Annotated in this window: 19 protein-coding genes and 1 tRNA gene; 15 read left to right on the top strand and 5 right to left on the bottom strand. The window is 58.2% G+C overall.

The window, feature by feature from the left end; all coding sequences use genetic code 11:
* The 3 genes from EKK30_RS01185 to EKK30_RS01175 all read left to right on the top strand — a co-directional run.
* Positions 1-422, top strand: a 422-nt coding sequence (locus EKK30_RS01185; protein WP_290979003.1) for a dihydrodipicolinate synthase family protein, incomplete at its 5' end; no start/stop codon positions are given.
* A gap of 23 nt (positions 423-445) precedes the next feature.
* Positions 446-919 carry an SsrA-binding protein SmpB gene (gene smpB / locus EKK30_RS01180; RefSeq protein ID WP_290979000.1) on the top strand — a complete coding sequence of 158 codons (474 nt, stop codon included), beginning with the start codon at positions 446-448 and terminating at the stop codon, positions 917-919.
* Positions 920-960: 41 nt separating this feature from the next.
* A complete protein-coding gene (locus EKK30_RS01175; protein WP_290978997.1) occupies positions 961-1,509 on the top strand; it encodes a peroxiredoxin in 549 nt (182 codons plus the stop codon).
* Here EKK30_RS01175 and EKK30_RS01170 read toward each other — a convergent pair.
* Together EKK30_RS01170 and EKK30_RS01165 are read right to left on the bottom strand one after the other, a co-directional pair.
* A complete protein-coding gene (locus EKK30_RS01170; RefSeq protein WP_290978994.1) occupies positions 1,436-2,149 on the bottom strand; it encodes a uracil-DNA glycosylase in 714 nt (237 codons plus the stop codon). The genes EKK30_RS01175 and EKK30_RS01170 overlap by 74 nt on opposite strands.
* Before the next feature lie 34 nt (positions 2,150-2,183).
* Complete coding sequence (locus tag EKK30_RS01165; protein ID WP_290978991.1) at positions 2,184-2,849, bottom strand: NYN domain-containing protein; 666 nt, start codon at positions 2,847-2,849, stop codon at positions 2,184-2,186.
* Positions 2,850-3,232: 383 nt separating this feature from the next.
* Between EKK30_RS01165 and rpoZ the strand changes: the two genes are divergently transcribed.
* The 11 genes from rpoZ (at position 3,233) to EKK30_RS01110 (ending at position 14,932) form a co-directional block, all read left to right on the top strand.
* Positions 3,233-3,688: a DNA-directed RNA polymerase subunit omega gene (gene rpoZ / locus EKK30_RS01160; RefSeq protein WP_290978988.1), complete on the top strand. Its 456-nt coding sequence runs from the start codon at positions 3,233-3,235 to the stop codon at positions 3,686-3,688.
* A gap of 101 nt (positions 3,689-3,789) precedes the next feature.
* Entirely contained in the window at positions 3,790-6,012 is a 2,223-nt protein-coding gene (locus EKK30_RS01155; protein ID WP_290978984.1) for a bifunctional (p)ppGpp synthetase/guanosine-3',5'-bis(diphosphate) 3'-pyrophosphohydrolase, read from the top strand.
* Between the two features lie 3 nt (positions 6,013-6,015).
* Positions 6,016-6,627, top strand: coding sequence for a DUF2062 domain-containing protein (locus EKK30_RS01150; RefSeq protein WP_290978981.1), 612 nt, complete (start codon positions 6,016-6,018; stop codon positions 6,625-6,627).
* A gap of 50 nt (positions 6,628-6,677) precedes the next feature.
* Positions 6,678-7,475: a pyridoxine 5'-phosphate synthase gene (locus tag EKK30_RS01145; protein ID WP_290978979.1), complete on the top strand. Its 798-nt coding sequence runs from the start codon at positions 6,678-6,680 to the stop codon at positions 7,473-7,475.
* Between the two features lie 16 nt (positions 7,476-7,491).
* Positions 7,492-7,908: a holo-ACP synthase gene (gene acpS, locus EKK30_RS01140; RefSeq protein WP_290978976.1), complete on the top strand. Its 417-nt coding sequence runs from the start codon at positions 7,492-7,494 to the stop codon at positions 7,906-7,908.
* A 167-nt stretch (positions 7,909-8,075) separates the two neighbouring features.
* A complete protein-coding gene (gene lepB, locus EKK30_RS01135) occupies positions 8,076-8,834 on the top strand; it encodes a signal peptidase I (RefSeq protein WP_290978973.1) in 759 nt (252 codons plus the stop codon).
* 21 nt (positions 8,835-8,855) lie between these two features.
* Positions 8,856-9,563, top strand: coding sequence for a ribonuclease III (rnc, locus tag EKK30_RS01130; RefSeq protein ID WP_290978970.1), 708 nt, complete (start codon positions 8,856-8,858; stop codon positions 9,561-9,563).
* A complete protein-coding gene (gene era / locus EKK30_RS01125) occupies positions 9,556-10,494 on the top strand; it encodes a GTPase Era (protein WP_290978966.1) in 939 nt (312 codons plus the stop codon). Before rnc ends, era begins: the two co-directional genes overlap by 8 nt.
* A 20-nt stretch (positions 10,495-10,514) precedes the next feature.
* Positions 10,515-11,234: a DNA repair protein RecO gene (gene recO, locus EKK30_RS01120; protein ID WP_290978962.1), complete on the top strand. Its 720-nt coding sequence runs from the start codon at positions 10,515-10,517 to the stop codon at positions 11,232-11,234.
* Positions 11,235-11,742: 508 nt separating this feature from the next.
* A complete protein-coding gene (locus tag EKK30_RS01115) occupies positions 11,743-12,717 on the top strand; it encodes a hypothetical protein (protein WP_290978960.1) in 975 nt (324 codons plus the stop codon).
* 196 nt (positions 12,718-12,913) lie between these two features.
* Complete coding sequence (locus EKK30_RS01110) at positions 12,914-14,932, top strand: acetyl/propionyl/methylcrotonyl-CoA carboxylase subunit alpha (RefSeq protein WP_290978957.1); 2,019 nt, start codon at positions 12,914-12,916, stop codon at positions 14,930-14,932.
* 46 nt (positions 14,933-14,978) lie between these two features.
* On the opposite strand, the gene EKK30_RS01105 is transcribed toward EKK30_RS01110, so the two are convergent.
* Together EKK30_RS01105 and lipB are read right to left on the bottom strand one after the other, a co-directional pair.
* The gene (locus EKK30_RS01105; RefSeq protein WP_290978954.1) at positions 14,979-15,824 is read right to left on the bottom strand and encodes a LysR family transcriptional regulator; all 846 of its coding nucleotides are present in this window, start codon (positions 15,822-15,824) and stop codon (positions 14,979-14,981) included.
* A gap of 726 nt (positions 15,825-16,550) precedes the next feature.
* Positions 16,551-17,249: a lipoyl(octanoyl) transferase LipB gene (gene lipB / locus EKK30_RS01100; protein WP_290978950.1), complete on the bottom strand. Its 699-nt coding sequence runs from the start codon at positions 17,247-17,249 to the stop codon at positions 16,551-16,553.
* A gap of 248 nt (positions 17,250-17,497) precedes the next feature.
* Between lipB and EKK30_RS01095 the strand changes: the two genes are divergently transcribed.
* Positions 17,498-17,584 (top strand) — tRNA-Leu (locus EKK30_RS01095).
* 137 nt (positions 17,585-17,721) lie between these two features.
* Here EKK30_RS01095 and EKK30_RS01090 read toward each other — a convergent pair.
* The coding region (locus tag EKK30_RS01090) for a PDZ domain-containing protein (protein WP_290978947.1) at positions 17,722-18,234 on the bottom strand (513 nt) is incomplete at its 5' end.

Below are 18,234 nucleotides of genomic sequence, written 5' to 3'. Positions count from 1 at the left end.
TCGGGGTGAAGGACGCGACTGCGAATTTGGCGCGGCCCTCGCAGACGAGGGCGCTTCTTGGTCCCGAGTTCTGCCAACTCTCTGGCGAAGATGCTACCGCGCTTGGTTTCATGGCACACGGGGGAGCGGGCTGCATTTCCGTGGCCTCCAACGTCGCGCCGCGGCTCTGCGCTGAGTTCCAGAACGCGTGCATGGCGGGGGATTTCAAGAAGGCTTTAGCTTTGCAAGATCGGCTGATGCCGTTGCACGAGGTTTTGTTCATCGAAACGAACCCCTCGCCGGTCAAGTATGCGGTTTCACGTGTAGGTTTCGGCACGGCTGACGTGCGCCTGCCAATGGTGCCGCTTTCCGAGGCCTCTCGTAGGGCAATCGACAAAGTCCTAAGCGATCTCGATCTGGTAAACGCCGAAGCGGCCGCTTGAAAATGGCCGGTAGGCGCTGAGACATGGCATCGAAACGTGACGACGGCAGCACGCTTGTCGCCGAAAACCGCAAAGCCCGGCATGAATACTTCATCACGGACAGTTGGGAGGCCGGTATCGAGCTTCTTGGCTCGGAGGTGAAGTCATTGCGGCGCGGGCAGTCGAATATCGCGGAAAGCTATGCATCGGTCGAAGACGGCGGCATTTGGCTGATCAACAGCTACATTGCAGAGTATCCTGGCGCCGCACTTTTCCCGCACGAGCCACGCCGAAAGCGTCGCCTACTGATGCATGCCACTGAAATCCATAAAATTGGAATTGCGGTGGAGCGGAAGGGAATGACGCTTGTCCCACTCGAACTCTATTTCAACGAAAAGGGTCGCGCCAAAGTAAAGGTCGGCCTTGCCGAGGGTAAAAATCAGGCGGACAAACGCCAGGATGCGGCCAAGCGGGACTGGAACCGCCAAAAAGCGCGACTATTGCGCGAAAAGGGTTGAGGCGTTCGTACTACGTTAGACCTGCGCAAAGGCTTAGAATTTTGGAAACACATGCCACATCGCTCTTCCTGGATGATGGAGGAGCAAAGCATCTGATCGCGGGAACGCGTCTTCCAGACGTGGCACTGCCAGCGACGCGGGGTGCGAGTGTGAATCTCGCGCGTTTTCAGGAGCGGGCCATCGTTTTTGTGTATCCGATGACGGGTACTCCTGGACTGCCCAATCCCCCGGACTGGGACGTCATACCGGGCGCGCATGGTTCGACGCCGGAAGCGGAGGGGTTTCGCGATGCGTACGCGGAGTTCGAGCTGCTCGGATATGAGGTTTTCGGGTTAAGCGGCCAAGCCGCGGAAGCACAGCATGCTTTCGCCCTGCGGGCTGGGATCCCGTATTTGCTCTTGAGCGATGAGCAATTGGCTTTCGCGGATGCGCTGACGTTGCCGCGCTTTGCGACCGGGGGTGTAAATTATCTTTCCCGGCTGACGATGATCGTGCGCAACGGGGTGATCTACCGCGTCATCTATCCGATCGCCGACCCCGGGGCTCATCCGCGTGATCTGCTACGCTCTTTGAGCGCACCTCACCTCTGATCGCGTCGAATACAGAGTGGAACATTGCGGCTGTGAGCCGACCGGTATTGGTATTGTATCGCGAGCAGTGGAAACTGTCGTAGAGCGCGCAACCGTCCCCGAGCTCGTGGCGGGCGCCGTGCGCAAACGGGAAGTGCGTCTTCTTCTTGCCGAGGGTTGCAAGGGTCTGGTCGTGGGCGATGCGTCCGAGCGCCAGAATGACCTCCAAATTGCGCAAGCTCGCTAGTCGAGCCTCGAAGAAAGGTCGGCAGTTGGAAATTTCGCTAGGCTCGGGCTTGTTTTCGGGCGGAACGCAGCGCACCGCGTTCGTGATCATGCAGTCGACAAGCGCCAAGCCGTCATCGATCCGAGCGTGATACTCGCCGGTCGCAAAGCCATATTTCAAAAGCGTGGAGTAGAGCAGTTCGCCGGCGTAGTCGCCGGTGAATGGACGACCTGTTCTATTCGCACCATTGCGACCCGGAGCAAGGCCGACGATCAGAAGGCGGCCGTAAGCGGAGCCGAACGAAGGCACCGCGCCATTGAACCATTGCGGTTCATCCAGTTCGTTTTTCTTCCGATACGTCACAAGGCGGGGACAGCGTTCGCACTTGGGCGGAGCCTCTGGCGTAAACGCGGTTCCGCGTGCGGTCCCACTCATTGGACCCCTGAGCTGTTAGCCAATGTGAGACGCGTCAGATTTCTTCCTCGGCGAGATCGTCGTCACCAAGGTATCCAGTTTCGCGCGGGGCGGCATTTTGGCCCCGAGCCGAGTAGTTGCGACCACTGCCTTCTCTCGGGGTGCGGCCACCGTTCGGCCCACCACTGCCGTTTTGCGAGCGGCCAACCTGGTCTTCGAGATCGGCTAGGTCGATGAACTGGTCCGCCTGGCGACGGAGTTCGTCAGCGACCATCGGCGGCTGCGTCTGCAGGGTCGAAACCACGCTCACGCGTTTGCCCTTTTGCTGAAGCGCCGCAACGAGGCTGCGAAAATCGCCATCACCGGAAAAGATCACAAGATGATCGAGACTATCGGCCAGGCGCATAGCGTCGACCGCAAGTTCGATATCCATGTTGCCCTTGACCTTCCGACGACCGGTAGCATCGGTAAATTCCTTTGTCGGCTTCGTGACCATCGAGAAGCCGTTGTAATCCAGCCAGTCGATCAGAGGCCTGATAGAGGAGTATTCCTGCTCCTCAGCGAGGGCGGTGTAGTACAGCGCCCTGACAAGCTGCCCCTTTTGCCGGAACAGCCCAAGCAATCGCTTATAATCTATGTCAAATCCAAGCGACTTGGCGGTGGCATAAAGATTAGCGCCATCAATGAATAGCGCTATCCGTTCCGAGGGGTAAAAATGCATGGCTTATCCTGTCGGATTTCTCAGTGTCGAAGGCCCATATGAGCGCGCTGTTGAGAAAACCACTTAACTTTCGGACCGTAAAACTTGACGAAACTGCTGTATTCCACGCATCTCTACGGCGTAGAACTTCCGTGGCGCAACAGTTATCAGGCGTGCCTGTCAGTCAACAATTGTGACAAATGGTCTACTGCGTTCACACATAAGGGCAGTCATCTCTGAAAACCACCCCTTCGTTCGATTGTATCCAAGGCCGCGACTTGATTAATCGGCGCCGCCGTGGCAGAGAAGTATCAACGTGGCGCTGGTAGGCTGTCTCGAACGGCTTTTTGCGCCCTTAACGCGTCTTCTGGCGCTATAATTTCTCCTGAGGAAGGTTTTAGCCGATGGCTCGCGTCACCGTCGAAGACTGCGTTGACAAGATTCCGAACCGTTTTGAATTGGTGCTTCTCGCTGCCCATCGGGCGCGCGCGATAACGAACGGAAGCGCGATCACCATCTCGCCTGATGATGACAAGAACCCCGTTATTGCGCTGCGCGAAATCGCTGAGCGAACCCTTTCGCCAGACGACATGCGGGAGACTTTGATTTCTTCGATCCAGAAGAATACCGAAGTCGACGAGCCGGAAGCGGTCGCCGCGCCGCTCCTTCCTCCGGATCGCCGGGCTCCCATGCTCGGTCGTGACGACCTTTCATCCGACACCCAGGTGGATGTGATGACGGAAGAGCAGCTTCTTCGCGGTCTGGAAAGCATGACGCCACTCGAGCCTTCCGCCAATATCGGCTCGGGTTCTGGTCCGCGTGAACGTGACCGCGATCCACGCGATCGGTCGTCACGCTGAGTCGGACGACGTTTTCAGCTAGCGCCGCTGACCTGCCTGTCGCACTTTAATAATTAGCCTTTCTTCGGTTACGCTTGCGCCCAGAAGGAGTGCGGCGGGACATGATGCGGCAATACGAACTCGTAGAGCGAGTTCTCAAGTACGATCCGAGCGCTGACGAGGCGTTACTCAATCGCGCCTATGTTTATGCGATGAAGGCGCATGGTCATCAAAAACGGGCATCCGGCGCCCCGTACTTTTCGCACCCCCTAGAAGTCGCGGCGATCCTGACAGATCTCAAGCTTGATGACGCGACGATCGCCACCGCTCTTCTTCATGACGTGATCGAGGATACCGATGCGACTCGGACCGAGATCGATCAGATGTTTGGACCCGAGATCGGCGGTCTCGTCGATGGGCTGACCAAAATCAAGAGGCTCGACCTCGTCTCCAGGAAGGCGGAGCAGGCGGAAAATTTTCGCAAACTGCTCATTGCGATCTCCAGCGATATCCGCGTCCTTCTGGTGAAGCTTGCCGACCGTCTGCACAACATGCGGACGCTCGAACACATGAAGCCGGAAAGCAGGCGGCGCAATTCGGAGGAGACGCGGGACATCTACGCGCCTCTAGCCGGCATGATGGGCATGCAGGCTCTGCGCGAAGAACTCGAGGACCACTCATTCCGTTGGCTGCATCCGGAAGCTTATGAAGCGCTGACGGAAAGGCTCGCGGATATGCGCGAGCGTAACGGCAGCCTTGTGGAAGAGATTCGGCAGGCAATTGCGCGCAAATGCGCAGAGTCGGGCATCAAGGCGGATACGTTCGGTAGGGAAAAGAAGCCTTACGCCATCTGGAGCAAGATGGAGCACAAGCAGATTAGCCTCGAGCAGCTGTCTGACATCTACGGTTTCCGCGTCATCGTCGATACCATCGAGGATTGCTATCGAGTTCTCGGGATCGTGCACACGACGTGGAGTACCGTTCCCGGCCGATTCAAGGATTACATCTCCGCTCCGAAGCGGAACAATTACCAGTCGATTCATACGACCGTTTATGGGCCGCGACATCAAAGGGTCGAGCTTCAGATTCGGACGCGTGACATGCACCATATCGCCGAGTACGGCATTGCTGCCCACGCACTTTATAAGGATCAGCAGCACGGCTTGATGAACGGCCATGATGTCATCGACAGCGAAGAAACCGACGATAGCCCTTACGGTCGCCTTCGGGTGATGATTTCCTCTCTTCTGGAGGCCGCCAATCCGGAAGAGTTTCTCGAGCACACGAAGCTCGAGTTGTTTCACGACCAGGTATTCTGCTTCACGCCGAAAGGGCGGCTCATCGCGTTGCCGCGAGGCGCAACGCCTCTGGACTTCGCGTACGCCGTCCATACCGACATCGGAAATGAGGCCGTCGCCGCCTATATCAACGGACGCCACGTGCCGATCGATACGCATCTGCGCAACGGTGATGAAGTTGTCATCGAAACTTCCAAGGAACACGTGCGGCCGGCAGCATGGGAAGCTTTCGCGGTTACCGGCCGGGCGCGGTCGGCAATCCGTAGAGCCGCTCGTGAAGCTGAGCGAAAGCGCTTCATCGAGCTTGGGCGGCAGCTCGTTCAATCGACTTTAGCCGGCATCGAGGTCGATTACTCGGAGGAGAAAATCAAGACGGCCGCTCCTAAACTCGGCTTCAAGACGGCGGATGACCTTTTGGCGGCCGTCGGTCGAAACGACATCCAGCTGCAGGACGTGCTTACTGCGGTGCTGCCGCAGGGGCAGTCTCTCGGAGAGGCATATAAGCCCACTCGGCGTTTCGGCCGAGCCCGGGAACAGGACGGCTGGTTCAATATCGACAAAGTTAAGAGCCTGAAGTTCAGGACGTCCGAGATCGATAGCATGACGGCGGTATCGATCGGGGGGCCAAGCCAAGATCTTCCGGTCGCCTTTGAGCCGGGAGGGGCGGTCCCCGGCGATAGGATCGTTGGAGTGATGGCTCCGGGGGAGGGGATCCGCGTATTTCAGATCCACTCGCCGCGGCTCAAAGAATACGAGGAAGCTCATTGGATAGACGTAACTTGGGACGTCGATCCTGAGCGACCTCAACGGTTTCCCGCCCGAATCAGTGTTACCGCGGTCAACGCTCCAGGCTCGCTAGCGGAAATCGCGAAAGTTATCGGCGAGACCGGCGGCAATATCGACAATATCAAAATGGCCCGGCGCGCGGCAGACTTCACTGTGATGCACATTGAGCTCGAGGTTTTCGACTTGGTGCATTTGAACCACATCGTCGCAGGTCTTCGCGCCAAGCCCGCGGTCGCAAAGGTGGAACGCCTGTTCGAGTAGGGTATGGTGCGCCACGAAAGCCTCGAGGCGCGTGCACTGGCGGCTGATAGGAAGAAACCGTTGAACGAGAACCGGTCAGCCTTGCAAACTGCGATCAACTATTCGCATTTGGAATTCGCTCGCCTTCATTTGCGCCTCCGCTATCTATGGCGGCGGGTTTTATTGGTTCGTGCGACGCCGCATGAGGTCGCCCTCGGTTTTGCGATCGGCGTGTTCACCGCGTGCACACCCTTCCTCGGCGTCCAGACCATCACCGCGTGCATTTTGGCATTTATGCTTCGGGTCAGCATGCCTGCGGCTCTTCTCGGGACTTTAATTGGCAATCCAGTGAGCTGGCCCGCGATCTGGAGCGCGTCGTACGTTTCCGGTGCCTTGCTGCTTGGACTGGATCCGACCTACGCAGCAGACCATCTGAGCGAAACCGCGAACGCACTCGGGGCGACGCTTGCTGCTCCGTCGCCCGAAACGCTGGATACCGCGGTCACCAATCTATCGCCGATTATCGAACCCATGATGGTGGGGGGCCTGTTGGTCGGCTTGATAGCGGCAGTCTTCAGCTATTATCCTACACGCAGAGCGGTCCGCGTTTTTCAGCGGCACCGCAAGCTCAGCTGAGGTTCCTCCGCGGCCTTTGACGGTTCCCCCCTTAACGATGGCGCTTAATCGTGGTCCAGACGCGCAAGGCTAGCTCTTCCCAACCTGCGGCAGCGCCGGTTCGCGCGCTTCGGCTTGGGGTCAATATCGATCATGTGGCCACGCTAAGAAATGCGCGCGGAGGCATGCATCCGGATCCGCTACGTGCTGCGCATCTTGCGATCGAAGGCGGTGCGGACGGCATTACGGCCCATCTGCGCGAGGATCGCCGCCACATCTCAGATGCCGATATCAGCCGGTTGAAGAACGAGCTAACGCGTCCGCTCAATCTCGAGATGGCTACCACAAAGGAAATGCTTCAGATCGCATTGAAACACGTGCCTCACGCGTGTTGCCTCGTTCCCGAACGACGCGAGGAGCGAACGACGGAAGGCGGACTTGACGTCATAGGGTCGGCGAAGTCGCTCAAGCCCTTCATTGCGAAGCTTCGCGACGCCGGTATTCGCGTATCGCTTTTTATCGAGCCCGATTTGAAAACAATCGAGGCGTCTGCGAGCGCTGGGGCAGATATCGTCGAGCTTCATACCGGCCGCTATTGCAATCTGGCGCTTGATCATGACGCGGCTGGCGTCGCGCGCGAAACTGAACGTCATAGGAAGGCTGCGCGCGCTGCAGCGGAGGCCGGCCTCGAAGTTCATGCGGGGCACGGGTTGACCTACAACACGGTGAAGGCCATCGCGGCCATTCCAGAGATCGTTGAACTTAACATCGGGCACTTTCTTATCGGTGAGGCGATCTTCGGCGGCCTACCTATGGCAGTCCGGCGCATGCGCGTGCTGATGGATGAGGCCCGCGAGTCTTTAAGATAGGGATAGTGCGCGCTGCATGATCATTGGCATCGGTAACGATCTTTGTGACATTCGGCGCATCGAGAAGACGATTGCCCGGTTTGGGGATCGGTTCCTCAATCGTGTCTTCACACCTGAGGAGCGGCGAAAAGCATTTTCCAGGGCGTATCCTGAGCGAACATTCGCCAAGCGGTTCGCGGCCAAGGAAGCGGCGTCAAAGGCGCTCGGGACTGGCTTTCGATTTGGTGTGTATCTGAAATCGATTGGGGTGGTGAACGCACCCTCGGGGCGACCGACATTAGCATTGACCGGAGGTGCCGAACATCGGCTGACGCAATTGGTGCCGAAGGGCTATAAGCCGCGTATCGACGTCACTTTGACGGATGAATATCCGATGGCGCAGGCTATCGTCATTATTTCAGCAGACCCGGAAAATATGATCCTGGGCGGTTGATATTTTTCTTCCGTATTCGCCTCTTTTGCCTTGTCGACCCGCTGTTTTCCTTACCTTTTAGACAGATTTATAGCCGTCGTTGCGGCCCCAAGGCAAACTCGCTATAGCGGTCCGCATACACGTAGCGAGCCCCGGCCGATGCCTCGGTGGCGCAGAGGAGCCTCTGAATGAGCGTTGGTACCAAGACGTCGAGATCGAGCTGGTCAGAAACCCTCATCATCGTCGTCGAAGCTCTCGCTATCGCGATGTTCGTTCGAGTTTTCTTCTATCAGCCCTTCAACATACCTTCGGGCTCGATGAAGGAGACTTTGCTCATCGGAGATTACCTCTTCGTCTCCAAGCTGTCGTACGGTTACAGCCGCTTTTCTTTCCCATTCAGCCCCGATCTCTTTTCCGGTCGCATTTTAGGCGCCGAGCCCAAACGCGGAGACGTCGCCGTCTTCAAACTCCCGCGCGACAATTCAACTGACTATATCAAGCGTGTCATCGGTTTGCCCGGTGACGAAATCCAAATGAAGAACGGTCAGCTCTTCATCAATGGTCAGGCTGTGCCGAAGGTGCCGGCGGGCGATTTCACGACATGGGAAGAGGGGCGGGAGCGAACCATTCCGGTCTTCGAGGAGACCCTCCCGAATGGGGTCAAATATAAGGTTCTGGATAGCGATCCGGATGGGCCCTATGACAATACAGGCGTCTACAAGGTTCCGCCTGGCCATTATTTCATGATGGGCGACAACCGGGATAATTCTACTGATAGCAGGGTTCGGAGTGCTGTCGGGTTCGTGCCGTACGAGAATTTCATCGGGCGGGCTGAGATCATATTCTTCTCTGCCAAGGTGGATGGTCCTGAGGCCATGCGCTGGTGGCAGCCGTGGACTTGGCCATTTGACATTCGCTGGAACAGGTTCTTCACTCTCGTGCGGTGACCGCAAAGCGGCATTTGCGCCATGTTGAGACAGCGAAAGTTCAAAGAACTCGAGACGAAGGTCGGCTACAAGTTCAAGGACGTCGGGCTTCTTGAGCGCGCCCTGACCCATGCAAGCGTGCGTGGAGGTAAGGTCGCGAGATCGGACAACGAGCGCTTGGAGTTCATCGGCGATCGTGTGCTGGGTCTCGCCATTGCCGAAGCGCTGAATAAGCAGTTTCCGGATGCGAACGAAGGCGAGCTAGCGCGCCGGTACAATCGCCTGGTTCGCGGCGAAGCCTGCGCCAAGGTCGCGCGCAACATCGGCCTTGGTGCGCATCTCATTCTGTCGGAAAGCGAAGCCGACAGTGGCGGACGGAACAAGACGACGATTCTTGCAGATGCGGCGGAGGCGCTTCTCGGAGCTGTGTTCATCGACGGGGGCTTCGAGAAGGCCAGGGCCGTGGTGAATAGGCTTTGGCAGGATCAATCCGAGCCGGAGCCGGAGGTTGCCGTCGATGCTAAGTCGGCCTTACAAGAGTGGGCACAGGGGCAAGGATTGGCGCTGCCTCGCTATACAGTCGTCGCCCGCAATGGCCCGGATCACGCGCCGCGCTTCACCGCCGAGGTGTTGATCGCCGGCAAGGCCCCCGCGCAGGGCGAGGGAGCGTCGAAGCGGATAGCGGAGCAGGCTGCCGCGAGCGCTCTTTTGACACGAGAAGGCGTTGGAGCGCGTATGGGAAATGTCTGAAATCAATCGCCCCGCTGAAGCTGCCGACGCTGGCGAGCGCCGCTGCGGATTTGTCGCCATCATCGGTCCGACGAACGCCGGAAAGTCGACGCTCATCAACGCCCTGGTTGGCGCGAAAGTCGCCATCGTCTCGCACAAGGTGCAGACGACGCGTGCCCCCATCCGAGGGATCGCGATGGAGGGCGCGAGCCAAATCGTCTTTATCGATACGGCGGGCATCTTCAATCCGAAGCGGCGGTTGGACCGGGCGATGGTAGAAGCCGCCTGGGGCGGGCTTGAAGACGCGGACGCGGTTCTTTTCGTTCTCGATGCGGCCACGAGGCTGAACGATGACACCGACGCCATCGTCGAGCGGTTAAGGGCCGCCCGCATGCCCAAGATCGCGGTTCTGAACAAGATCGATCGAGTCGAAGACAAGCCGCAATTGCTCGAGCTTGCCAAGGCGCTCGATGAGCGTCTGGCGCCGGCTCGCATCTTTATGGTTTCTGCTTTGGAGGGCCAAGGGGTCAAGGACCTTCTCACGTATCTTGCCGGAATCGTACCTGTAGGTCCGTGGCATTACTCGGAGGACGACGTCACTGACGTTCCGATGCGGGCGCAGGCGGCGGAGATGACGCGGGAGAGCGTTTATCGGTTCCTGCATCAGGAACTCCCCTACACGACCACCGTTGAAACGACGGATTGGAAGTCGTTGAAAGATGGCTCGGCGCGGGTGGAGCAGACGATCTACGTCGAACGCGATGGGCAAAAGAAAATCGTCCTCGGCAAGGGCGGGGAAACGATCAAGAAGATCTCGAGTGCGGCGCGGCATGCCATCGAGGAGATGGCCGGACATCGGATACATCTCTTCTTGTTCGTCAAGGTGCGCGAAAACTGGGAGAGCGACCCAGAGCGGTATCGCGAAATGGGTCTGCCTTTTCCCAAATCCTGAGTCGCCTGATATGAAGTCCCATGCAGTGGGCAGATGAAGGCATTGTTCTCTCAGTAAGACCGCATGGCGAGACGGCCGCGGTGGTCGATATCTGGACGCGGGCGCATGGGCGGCATACGGGCCTGGTACATGGCGGACGTTCCCGTCGGATGAGGCCAGTTCTGCTCGCGGGCAATCACGTTGACGCGGTTTGGAAAGCGCGTCTGGCTGATCAGTTGGGCTCCATGAGCGTTGAAATGCGCCGCGCTTTTGCAGCCGAGACACTGGATGACCCCCAGGCTCTTATGGCGCTCTCGTCCATCACGAGCTTGACCAGCCTTCTGCCGGAGCGGGATCCGCATCCTAATCTCTACGAGATCACACTTTTCGTTCTCGGATTTCTGAATGACGCGACGGTGTGGCCAGCGCTTCTTGTCAGGTGGGAAATGGCGCTGCTTGATGAACTTGGCTTCGGGCTCGATCTCAGCCAATGCGCCGCCACGGGTTCGAATGACCAGTTGATCTATGTGTCACCGAAATCAGGGCGCGCGGTGTCGGCCTCCGCGGGAGAGCCCTATCGTGATAAGCTTCTCGCGCTCCCCCAGTTTCTTACAAAGGGGAGATCGGGTCCGGTTACCCCACGAGACGTCCATCTTGGTTTCGCGTTGACCGGACATTTCATTGAAAAGCATCTGCTTATGCCGCGGGGGCAAACTCTCCCTGCGTCGCGGATGCGCCTTGTTTCGCAGCTCGCGGCCTGACCACTTTCCGCCTTCTTTTGCAAAACGGGCGATCCGGCCGACGGATTGGTTCTTCCGCTGCGTTCTTAATCCGAGGCCGGGGTGCAAAGATTTTGCATCCAAGACCTCGCCTTTTTCGCGCGACCCACACCGCGCTCAAGGCATGCGACTGCCCGTTCGGATCCCCCCTCCGAACGGGCTCTCCAAATCAAAGTCGGCGCTCCTGTGGTTGAGCAACGGGTCGACCGCAGCCTTCAGCAACCGTTCATGCGGATGCGTAGACAACTCCGGTGTCATTCCTTTCCCCTGTGCATGCGGGAGCACGGTGGGTCTGACGGGGCCGCGGCGAGAGCTGCGGTCCCGATAGGAACGTGACCTCCTCACCACTCGGCGGAATTCCCTAGCTTTTATGCTCAATCTCAGACGCTCTTTAAGGTGCGATTAAACATCGTTGCCTAACCTCCAACGGCTTTGTCGCGTTTGGGGGGTATCGATGGGCGGGTTGCGGTCATTGCCGGTTGAAGAGATTTTGAGTCGGCAAACAGTGGAGTTTGACGACCTTCTCCTGTTGAAACGCGTCTTCTACGAGGACGGCGTGGCGTCGGCGCAGGAGGCTGAACTTCTCATCGCCATGCATCGGACCTGCAAGGTTCATCACGCCGATTGGCCCGACTTCTTCGTCGAAGCCATTACCGATTACCTCATCCTGCAAGAGCCGCCGTGCGGATATCTCACCGCCGCGAACGCCCATTGGCTGATCGACCAAGTCTCCCGTGATGGTCGCATCGAAAGCAAGACGGAATTGGAGCTTGTGCGGAACGTCTTGGATAAGGCGCGCTGGGCACCTGCTAGCCTGTCGAAATTTGCGCTCGAGCAAGTCAAGCATGCCGTCGTGACCGGGGCTGGGCCCCTTCGGCAAGCCAAGACTATTCCGCCTGGCCGGATCTCCGAAAGCGAGGTCGATCTACTTCGGCGCATTCTTTACGCGTTTGGGGGCGATGGGCACGTTGCCGTAACGCGTGCGGAAGCTGACGTCCTGTTCGATATCGACGAAGCTGTCGCCGGGGCACCTCCCAACGCGCTATGGACTGACCTTTTCGTTAAGGCGATCGCCAATGTGATGATGTCGGCCTCGGGCTATTCTGTTCCCTCGCGCGAAGAAGCTCTCCGGCAGGACGCGGACATCGAGGAAGATGACAGTCAGTCCTCGATGCTGTTCTCCCTCTTGTCCATGGTGCATGCGAACCTCTCGTCCATGCAGGACGCCTATCACGACCAGAGCGTTGAAGAGCGGGCGCTCGCGCGCCTGGAGCATCAGCGCATAGAGATCATCACCAACGAAGAAATCGCCGATGCAGACCCGATCTGGCTTGTTGGCCGCTTAGGGCGCGGTGGACGTCTGTCGCCAAGCGAACAGGCGCTCGTGTCCTATTTCAACCATGAAAGCCCCAGGGTGCATCCAGCCATAACCGAGGCGGTATGCCGGTTGGGCCAGGCGGCCTGAACGCCAATTATCGTTACTACCGAGCCGCGGGCGTCATCTCCACGCCCGCGGCTTTGATTATGCGGCAGCGGATCGCAGATCGCCTCCCTTTTGCCATGCGACAGCGTGTTTACGCGGCCCGGCGCACGCACTAGAACGGCGTGTTGCCTTGCCGCAAGCGGCAGCCAAAATTTACGGGAAGGACCGGGACGCGCCGATGTTCAAGAAAATACTCATCGCCAATCGCGGAGAAATCGCCTGCCGCGTCATCAAGACCGCACGCAAGATGGGCATCAAAACCGTTGCCGTCTTTTCGGACGCCGATCGGGACGCTCTGCACGTCGATATGGCGGATGAAGCCGTCTACATTGGGCCGGCGCCTGCCTCCGAATCCTACCTCGTGATGGACAAGATTATCGCAGCCTGCAAGCAGACAGGGGCTGAAGCAGTCCATCCCGGTTACGGCTTCCTCTCCGAGCGTGAAGCTTTCCCTCTGGCTCTTCAAAAGAACGGGATCGTCTTCATCGGGCCGAACGCCAAGGCGATCGCCGCGATGGGCGATAAGATCGAAAGTAAGAAAGCGGCGGCTGCCGCGAAGGTCTCGACTGTCCCCGGGTACATGGGCGAGATCAGCGATAGCAAGCATGCCGTCAAGATTGCCGACGAGATTGGCTATCCGGTGATGATCAAGGCCTCCGCAGGCGGCGGCGGCAAAGGTATGCGCATCGCCTACAACGCGAAGGAAGCTGCCGAGGGCTTTGAACTTGCCCGCTCGGAGGCAAAATCTTCTTTCGGCGATGACCGTTGCTTCGTTGAGAAGTTCATCGAAAATCCGCGCCACATCGAGATTCAGGTGCTCGGAGATAAGCACGGCAACGTCGTCTACCTCGGCGAGCGTGAATGTTCGATCCAGAGGCGCAACCAGAAGGTTTTGGAAGAAGCGCCCTCTCCGCTGTTGGATGAGAAGACCCGAAAGGCAATGGGTGAACAATCGGTCGCCCTGGCGAAGGCCGTCGGATACGACAGCGCGGGTACCGTGGAATTCGTGGCCGGGCAGGATCGGTCGTTCTACTTCCTGGAAATGAACACGCGTCTCCAGGTTGAGCATCCGGTGACTGAACTCGTGACCGGCATCGATCTTGTTGAGCAAATGATCCGCGTCGCCGCGGGGGAGAAGCTTCCCTTTAAGCAGTCCGACGTCAAACTGAACGGGTGGGCTGTCGAAAGCCGAGTTTACGCCGAAGATCCGTTCCGCAACTTCCTGCCATCAATCGGTCGCCTGGTGAAATATCGGCCGCCAGCAGAGGGTGTGAAGGACGGCGTCACGGTCCGCAACGATACCGGCGTCTTCGAGGGCGGCGAAATCTCGATGTATTACGATCCGATGATCGCCAAGCTGGTCACGCATGCGCCGACACGAATCGAGGCCATCGATGCGCAGTCGACCGCTCTCGACGCTTTCTACATCGATGGAATCCAGCACAATGTGCCCTTCGTTTCCGCGGTGATGCAGCATCCTCGCTGGCGGTCAGGTGCGATTTCGACGGGATTCATCAAAGAGGAATTTCCTGAGGGCTTCGTTCCGCGCGAGCCCGAGGGGCAAAATCTGATTACGCTTGCCGCAGTCGCAGGGACAATTGATCACCTGAGCAACGTCCGCCGCCGCGACATCACTCATCAGATGTCAGGCCAGGGCGTGAGCTTCGCCAAGCGCCGGATTGTGAGAATCGGCGCGGCGACTGTTGAGATCGAAGCGCTCGGGGCCATTCCGGGACCCTATTATATCTCGATCCTCGATAAGGACGGCGAACCGAGCAAGACGATGGAAATCACGTCTGAGTGGTGGCCAGGGGAGCCTGTGTGGTTCGGAACGGTCGATGGAGCGGAGGTTGCCGTTCAGGTTCGTCCGATCCCGAACGGGCTGACGCTCTCCTATCGTGGCATTCAGGCGCCGACCTACGTCTACACGCAGCGCGAAGCCGAGCTTGCGGCGTTGATGCCCATCAAGGTCCCGGCGGACATGTCGAAGTTCCTCCTTTGCCCGATGCCTGGCCTAGTTAAGGCAGTCAACGTTACGGAAGGCCAAGATGTGAAGGCCGGCGACAATCTTGCGGTGGTCGAAGCCATGAAGATGGAGAACATCCTCAAGGCGGAACGTGACGGCAAGGTCAAGAAGGTTGCGGCAAAGCCGGGCGACAGCCTGGCAGTCGACGCCGTCATCATCGAGTTCGCCTAAGTTAAAGTGCGGCAGCGAAACAAACCGACACTCTTTGTGATCCGGCTCAACCGAGCTTCGCTGCCGCCCGCCTCAAACCCCGCAGGATCGGCTCATAGGCCTCTTCGTTCCGCGTCTCTGGGTAAACCATGTAAACCGGATAGACGAATTTTCGAGCGCGCTTGGGCTCCCGCACGCGCCCTCGACTGATCAGTTTGCGCACCATGCGCGCTGGAAAATAGCCTGAGCATTCGTTTGCCAGCAGGTAATCTAGCCCCATTGGACCGAGGTCCAGGCTGATCGCAGGATTGGCGTGCTCAGGAAAAGCGGCCGCATGATCTTGAACAAAATCTGCGCCCCAGTCGATCAGGAGGTAATCATTGCTTCCTCGCCGACCGGCCCTTGTTGACGAAACGAGCACGAATTCTTCGTCGAAAAGATGCTCGATCGTAAGCCCAGGTGGGGGCGATGGCCGGTACATGACGGCGAGATCGAGCGTTCCCTCAATCAGCCTTTGGCTGAGGACCGGCGAGGGACCGGCCGTCGCCGATACCGCGATACCTGGGATCTGAATTCGCAGTCCAGCCGCCCATTTCAGCAAAAAATCGCTCCATAAGCTCAAAGGCGCGCCTACCGATATGTGCTCCGGGTGCTGGTCGGCGAGGGAGACTTGAAGCTGTGCTTGTTGCCAAACGCGGACCATCGCGAGGGCATGCTTCTGAAAAAGTTCCCCGGCTCCCGTCAGTTCGGCTCCCGATTTGGAACGCGTGAAGAGGGGGCGGCCAAGCAAATCCTCGAGGCCTTTGATACGCGCTGATACGGTCGACTGCGTGATGTTGAGCTTGCGCGCCGTGTCGACGAAGCTTCCCGTTTCGGCGACGACGAGGAATGTGCGGGCGAGATTGACATCCATGCGCTGGGTTCCTCAGCGTTGAGGCAAAAACTTATCTATCGAAATTTCCGATATCACCAAACACCAAATTTCGTTTGTGCATCGTCTTGAATCTCAGCAATGTCAAAAATGACCTGACTCGAGTCGGGTCGACGGACGTGTGTCTGTCAACGATCAAACGGAAGGACGATCTAAAATGGCTAAAGCTGCAAAGAAAGCCGCCAAGAAGGCTCCTGCCAAGAAGGCAGCGAAGAAGAAGAAGTAATTTGTTTCTGCCGCGATCGCCGGAGCGGCCGTATCTACCTTAAGGTTTTCACGGCCGCGCGATCGCAGTTCTTCTTATGACCTCGGCTGTTTCAGCAGCCAATTTCCTACCGAGGTGATCGAGAGCTCAGGCTCCCTATCACCTGAATGTCGATCCGACAGGACGATGTTCTTCAAGTTGGTAGGCAATGATGGGTCTGTCAGAAGAGCTGTATCATCCCCCTCAATGGCATAGTCGACGCCAGGCACGAGCTGAATAGCTCTGAAAGCGTTTCTGCCAAGAGGGTCGTCTCTACCATGATTCTCCCGGCAGATGGGGTGCGCCGCCCTTGGCAGCGCCTCGGGAGAGCGGGATGAAACTGAGGTAGAGGGAAGATCGCGGAAATCTAATAGGGCGTCTGTAACCCCTTCGGGTTCAGACGCCTTTTCTTTTGCCTGCGACCCTAGGCCGGTCCACCGGTGACGCTCCGAGGCCAGCCAATCTCAGCGTTCAATTTCGAGTAATGTCTCGTCGACGACTTTCGTCGGGCCGAATGTCTGCTGGAAGCATTTTCGAAGTGCGATGTCGACGTCGTACATCGATACCGGCAGCCCGAGATCGGCCAAGCTCGTGACGCCGTGATCTTTGATTCCGCAGGGAACAATCCCACGAAATTTGGAAAGGTCCGGATCGACATTGAGTGCGATGCCGTGGCTTGAGACCCACCGACTGACCCGTAGGCCAAGTGCCGCGATCTTGTCTTCGACCTGTTGCCCACGAGAGGATCGCCTTACCCAAATACCGATCCGGTCGCTGCGAATCTCCCCGCTCACGTTGAATTCTGCGAGCGTCCGAATAAGCCAGAGTTCCAGGCGCGTGATGAATTCGCGAATATCCCTACCTCTGCGCTCAAGGTCCAGCATGACGTAGGCGACCCGCTGTCCCGGTCCATGATACGTGAATTGGCCGCCACGCGCCGACCGAAACACCGGCAGGCCGCCAGGATTGAGAAGGTCTTCGTCCTTCGCGCTCGTCCCTCCCGTGTAAAGCGGTGGATGTTCCAGAAGCCAGACCAGCTCGCGCTGGGTTTCCCGTCTAATGGCTGTCGTCCTTCGAGCCATTACCGCAAGCGCAAGCTCGTAGTCGACGTATCCGCTGCTAGTGATCCATTCGACTGGAGGGGCTTTGGCTTCAATCGGCATTTTGGATAGATGCGAGAGCTCGGTTCAGTCGCGGGTTTGGCTTGGCCGCACGTAGCTCGCGCGGGAGTGCTTCCGGATGCCGCTTACGCGCGCCTCCATGTATATAGTGAGTCCTGCCAATTTTGGCTTCTAGGTAGTCCAGCCAAACTGCCGCTTGCGTTCCGGAAGCTGCTCTGATACGTCGGCGTCTTCGCGAATTGGGGCGCCGCCAGAGGCCTCTCGCGATTTCCAGATCCATGGGTCTGACTGCGGTTGTGGCGGAATTGGTAGACGCACTACCTTGAGGTGGTAGCGCTGGAAACGGCGTGGAGGTTCGAGTCCTCTCAACCGCACCATAATAAAGTGACTTTGCGCGTGTTTCAGCCCCGTGGCGACCGGGTTAGCGCCTTGTTTAGGGGGCCATCTGGATTCTGGCCTCATAAGGATCAGCGGGAGACATTTCGGCCTCCCGCCGCTACGTCGCTAGTCTTTATTAGCCCTGACTCGTCGGAACGGCTACGAAGCGTCCGCCTTGCGCCGTTTTCAGCTGCATCAGGACCGCGCGCTTGCTGTCCTTTTTCGCTTCGCGCAAGGCCTGCTTAACGTCTGCAGGGCCAGAAACAGGCTTTCCGCCCACTGACAAGATGACGTCGCCTTGCTGGATGCCCTTCTCGGCAGCGGCGCCGTTCGGATCGACGTTCATGACAACCGCGCCGCGCGGACCAGCGCCGTCAACCTGATCGGCAGGGGCAAGCGTCATCCCAAGTTTGAAATCGGTATCGGGAACTTCCTTTTGGGCCGATTTGCTATCGGGATAGCGTCCGACGTTGAGGTCGAGTGAGCGCGCTTCGCCATTGCGGATATACGAAATCTTGATGCGCTCACCAGGAGCGATCGCAGCGATCGTGCGGGCGAGATCGCGGCCATCTTTGATCTCGTGGTCGTTGACGGAAACGATCACGTCCTGTGCTTTGAGGCCGGCCTCTGCAGCTGGACCGCTTTCCTG

It is taken from the genome of Hyphomicrobium sp. (assembly GCF_003987855.1).
GTDB lineage: Bacteria > Pseudomonadota > Alphaproteobacteria > Rhizobiales > Hyphomicrobiaceae > Hyphomicrobium_B.
This window is presented reverse-complemented; position numbering and strand designations above follow the sequence as displayed.

What these genes read in the sequence shown, in the direction of transcription:
- EKK30_RS01110 (WP_290978957.1), top strand. Translation starts at nt 12,914, where the DNA reads ATGTTCAAGAAAATACTCATCGCCAATCGCGGAGAAATCGCCTGCCGC.
- EKK30_RS01150 (WP_290978981.1), top strand. Translation starts at nt 6,016, where the DNA reads ATGGTGCGCCACGAAAGCCTCGAGGCGCGTGCACTGGCGGCTGATAGG.
- recO (WP_290978962.1), top strand. Translation starts at nt 10,515, where the DNA reads ATGCAGTGGGCAGATGAAGGCATTGTTCTCTCAGTAAGACCGCATGGC.
- era (WP_290978966.1), top strand. Translation starts at nt 9,556, where the DNA reads ATGTCTGAAATCAATCGCCCCGCTGAAGCTGCCGACGCTGGCGAGCGC.
- EKK30_RS01165 (WP_290978991.1), bottom strand. Translation starts at nt 2,849, where the DNA reads ATGCATTTTTACCCCTCGGAACGGATAGCGCTATTCATTGATGGCGCT.
- EKK30_RS01105 (WP_290978954.1), bottom strand. Translation starts at nt 15,824, where the DNA reads ATGGATGTCAATCTCGCCCGCACATTCCTCGTCGTCGCCGAAACGGGA.
- lepB (WP_290978973.1), top strand. Translation starts at nt 8,076, where the DNA reads ATGAGCGTTGGTACCAAGACGTCGAGATCGAGCTGGTCAGAAACCCTC.
- acpS (WP_290978976.1), top strand. Translation starts at nt 7,492, where the DNA reads ATGATCATTGGCATCGGTAACGATCTTTGTGACATTCGGCGCATCGAG.
- rpoZ (WP_290978988.1), top strand. Translation starts at nt 3,233, where the DNA reads ATGGCTCGCGTCACCGTCGAAGACTGCGTTGACAAGATTCCGAACCGT.
- smpB (WP_290979000.1), top strand. Translation starts at nt 446, where the DNA reads ATGGCATCGAAACGTGACGACGGCAGCACGCTTGTCGCCGAAAACCGC.
- lipB (WP_290978950.1), bottom strand. Translation starts at nt 17,249, where the DNA reads ATGCCGATTGAAGCCAAAGCCCCTCCAGTCGAATGGATCACTAGCAGC.
- rnc (WP_290978970.1), top strand. Translation starts at nt 8,856, where the DNA reads ATGTTGAGACAGCGAAAGTTCAAAGAACTCGAGACGAAGGTCGGCTAC.
- EKK30_RS01170 (WP_290978994.1), bottom strand. Translation starts at nt 2,149, where the DNA reads ATGAGTGGGACCGCACGCGGAACCGCGTTTACGCCAGAGGCTCCGCCC.
- EKK30_RS01155 (WP_290978984.1), top strand. Translation starts at nt 3,790, where the DNA reads ATGATGCGGCAATACGAACTCGTAGAGCGAGTTCTCAAGTACGATCCG.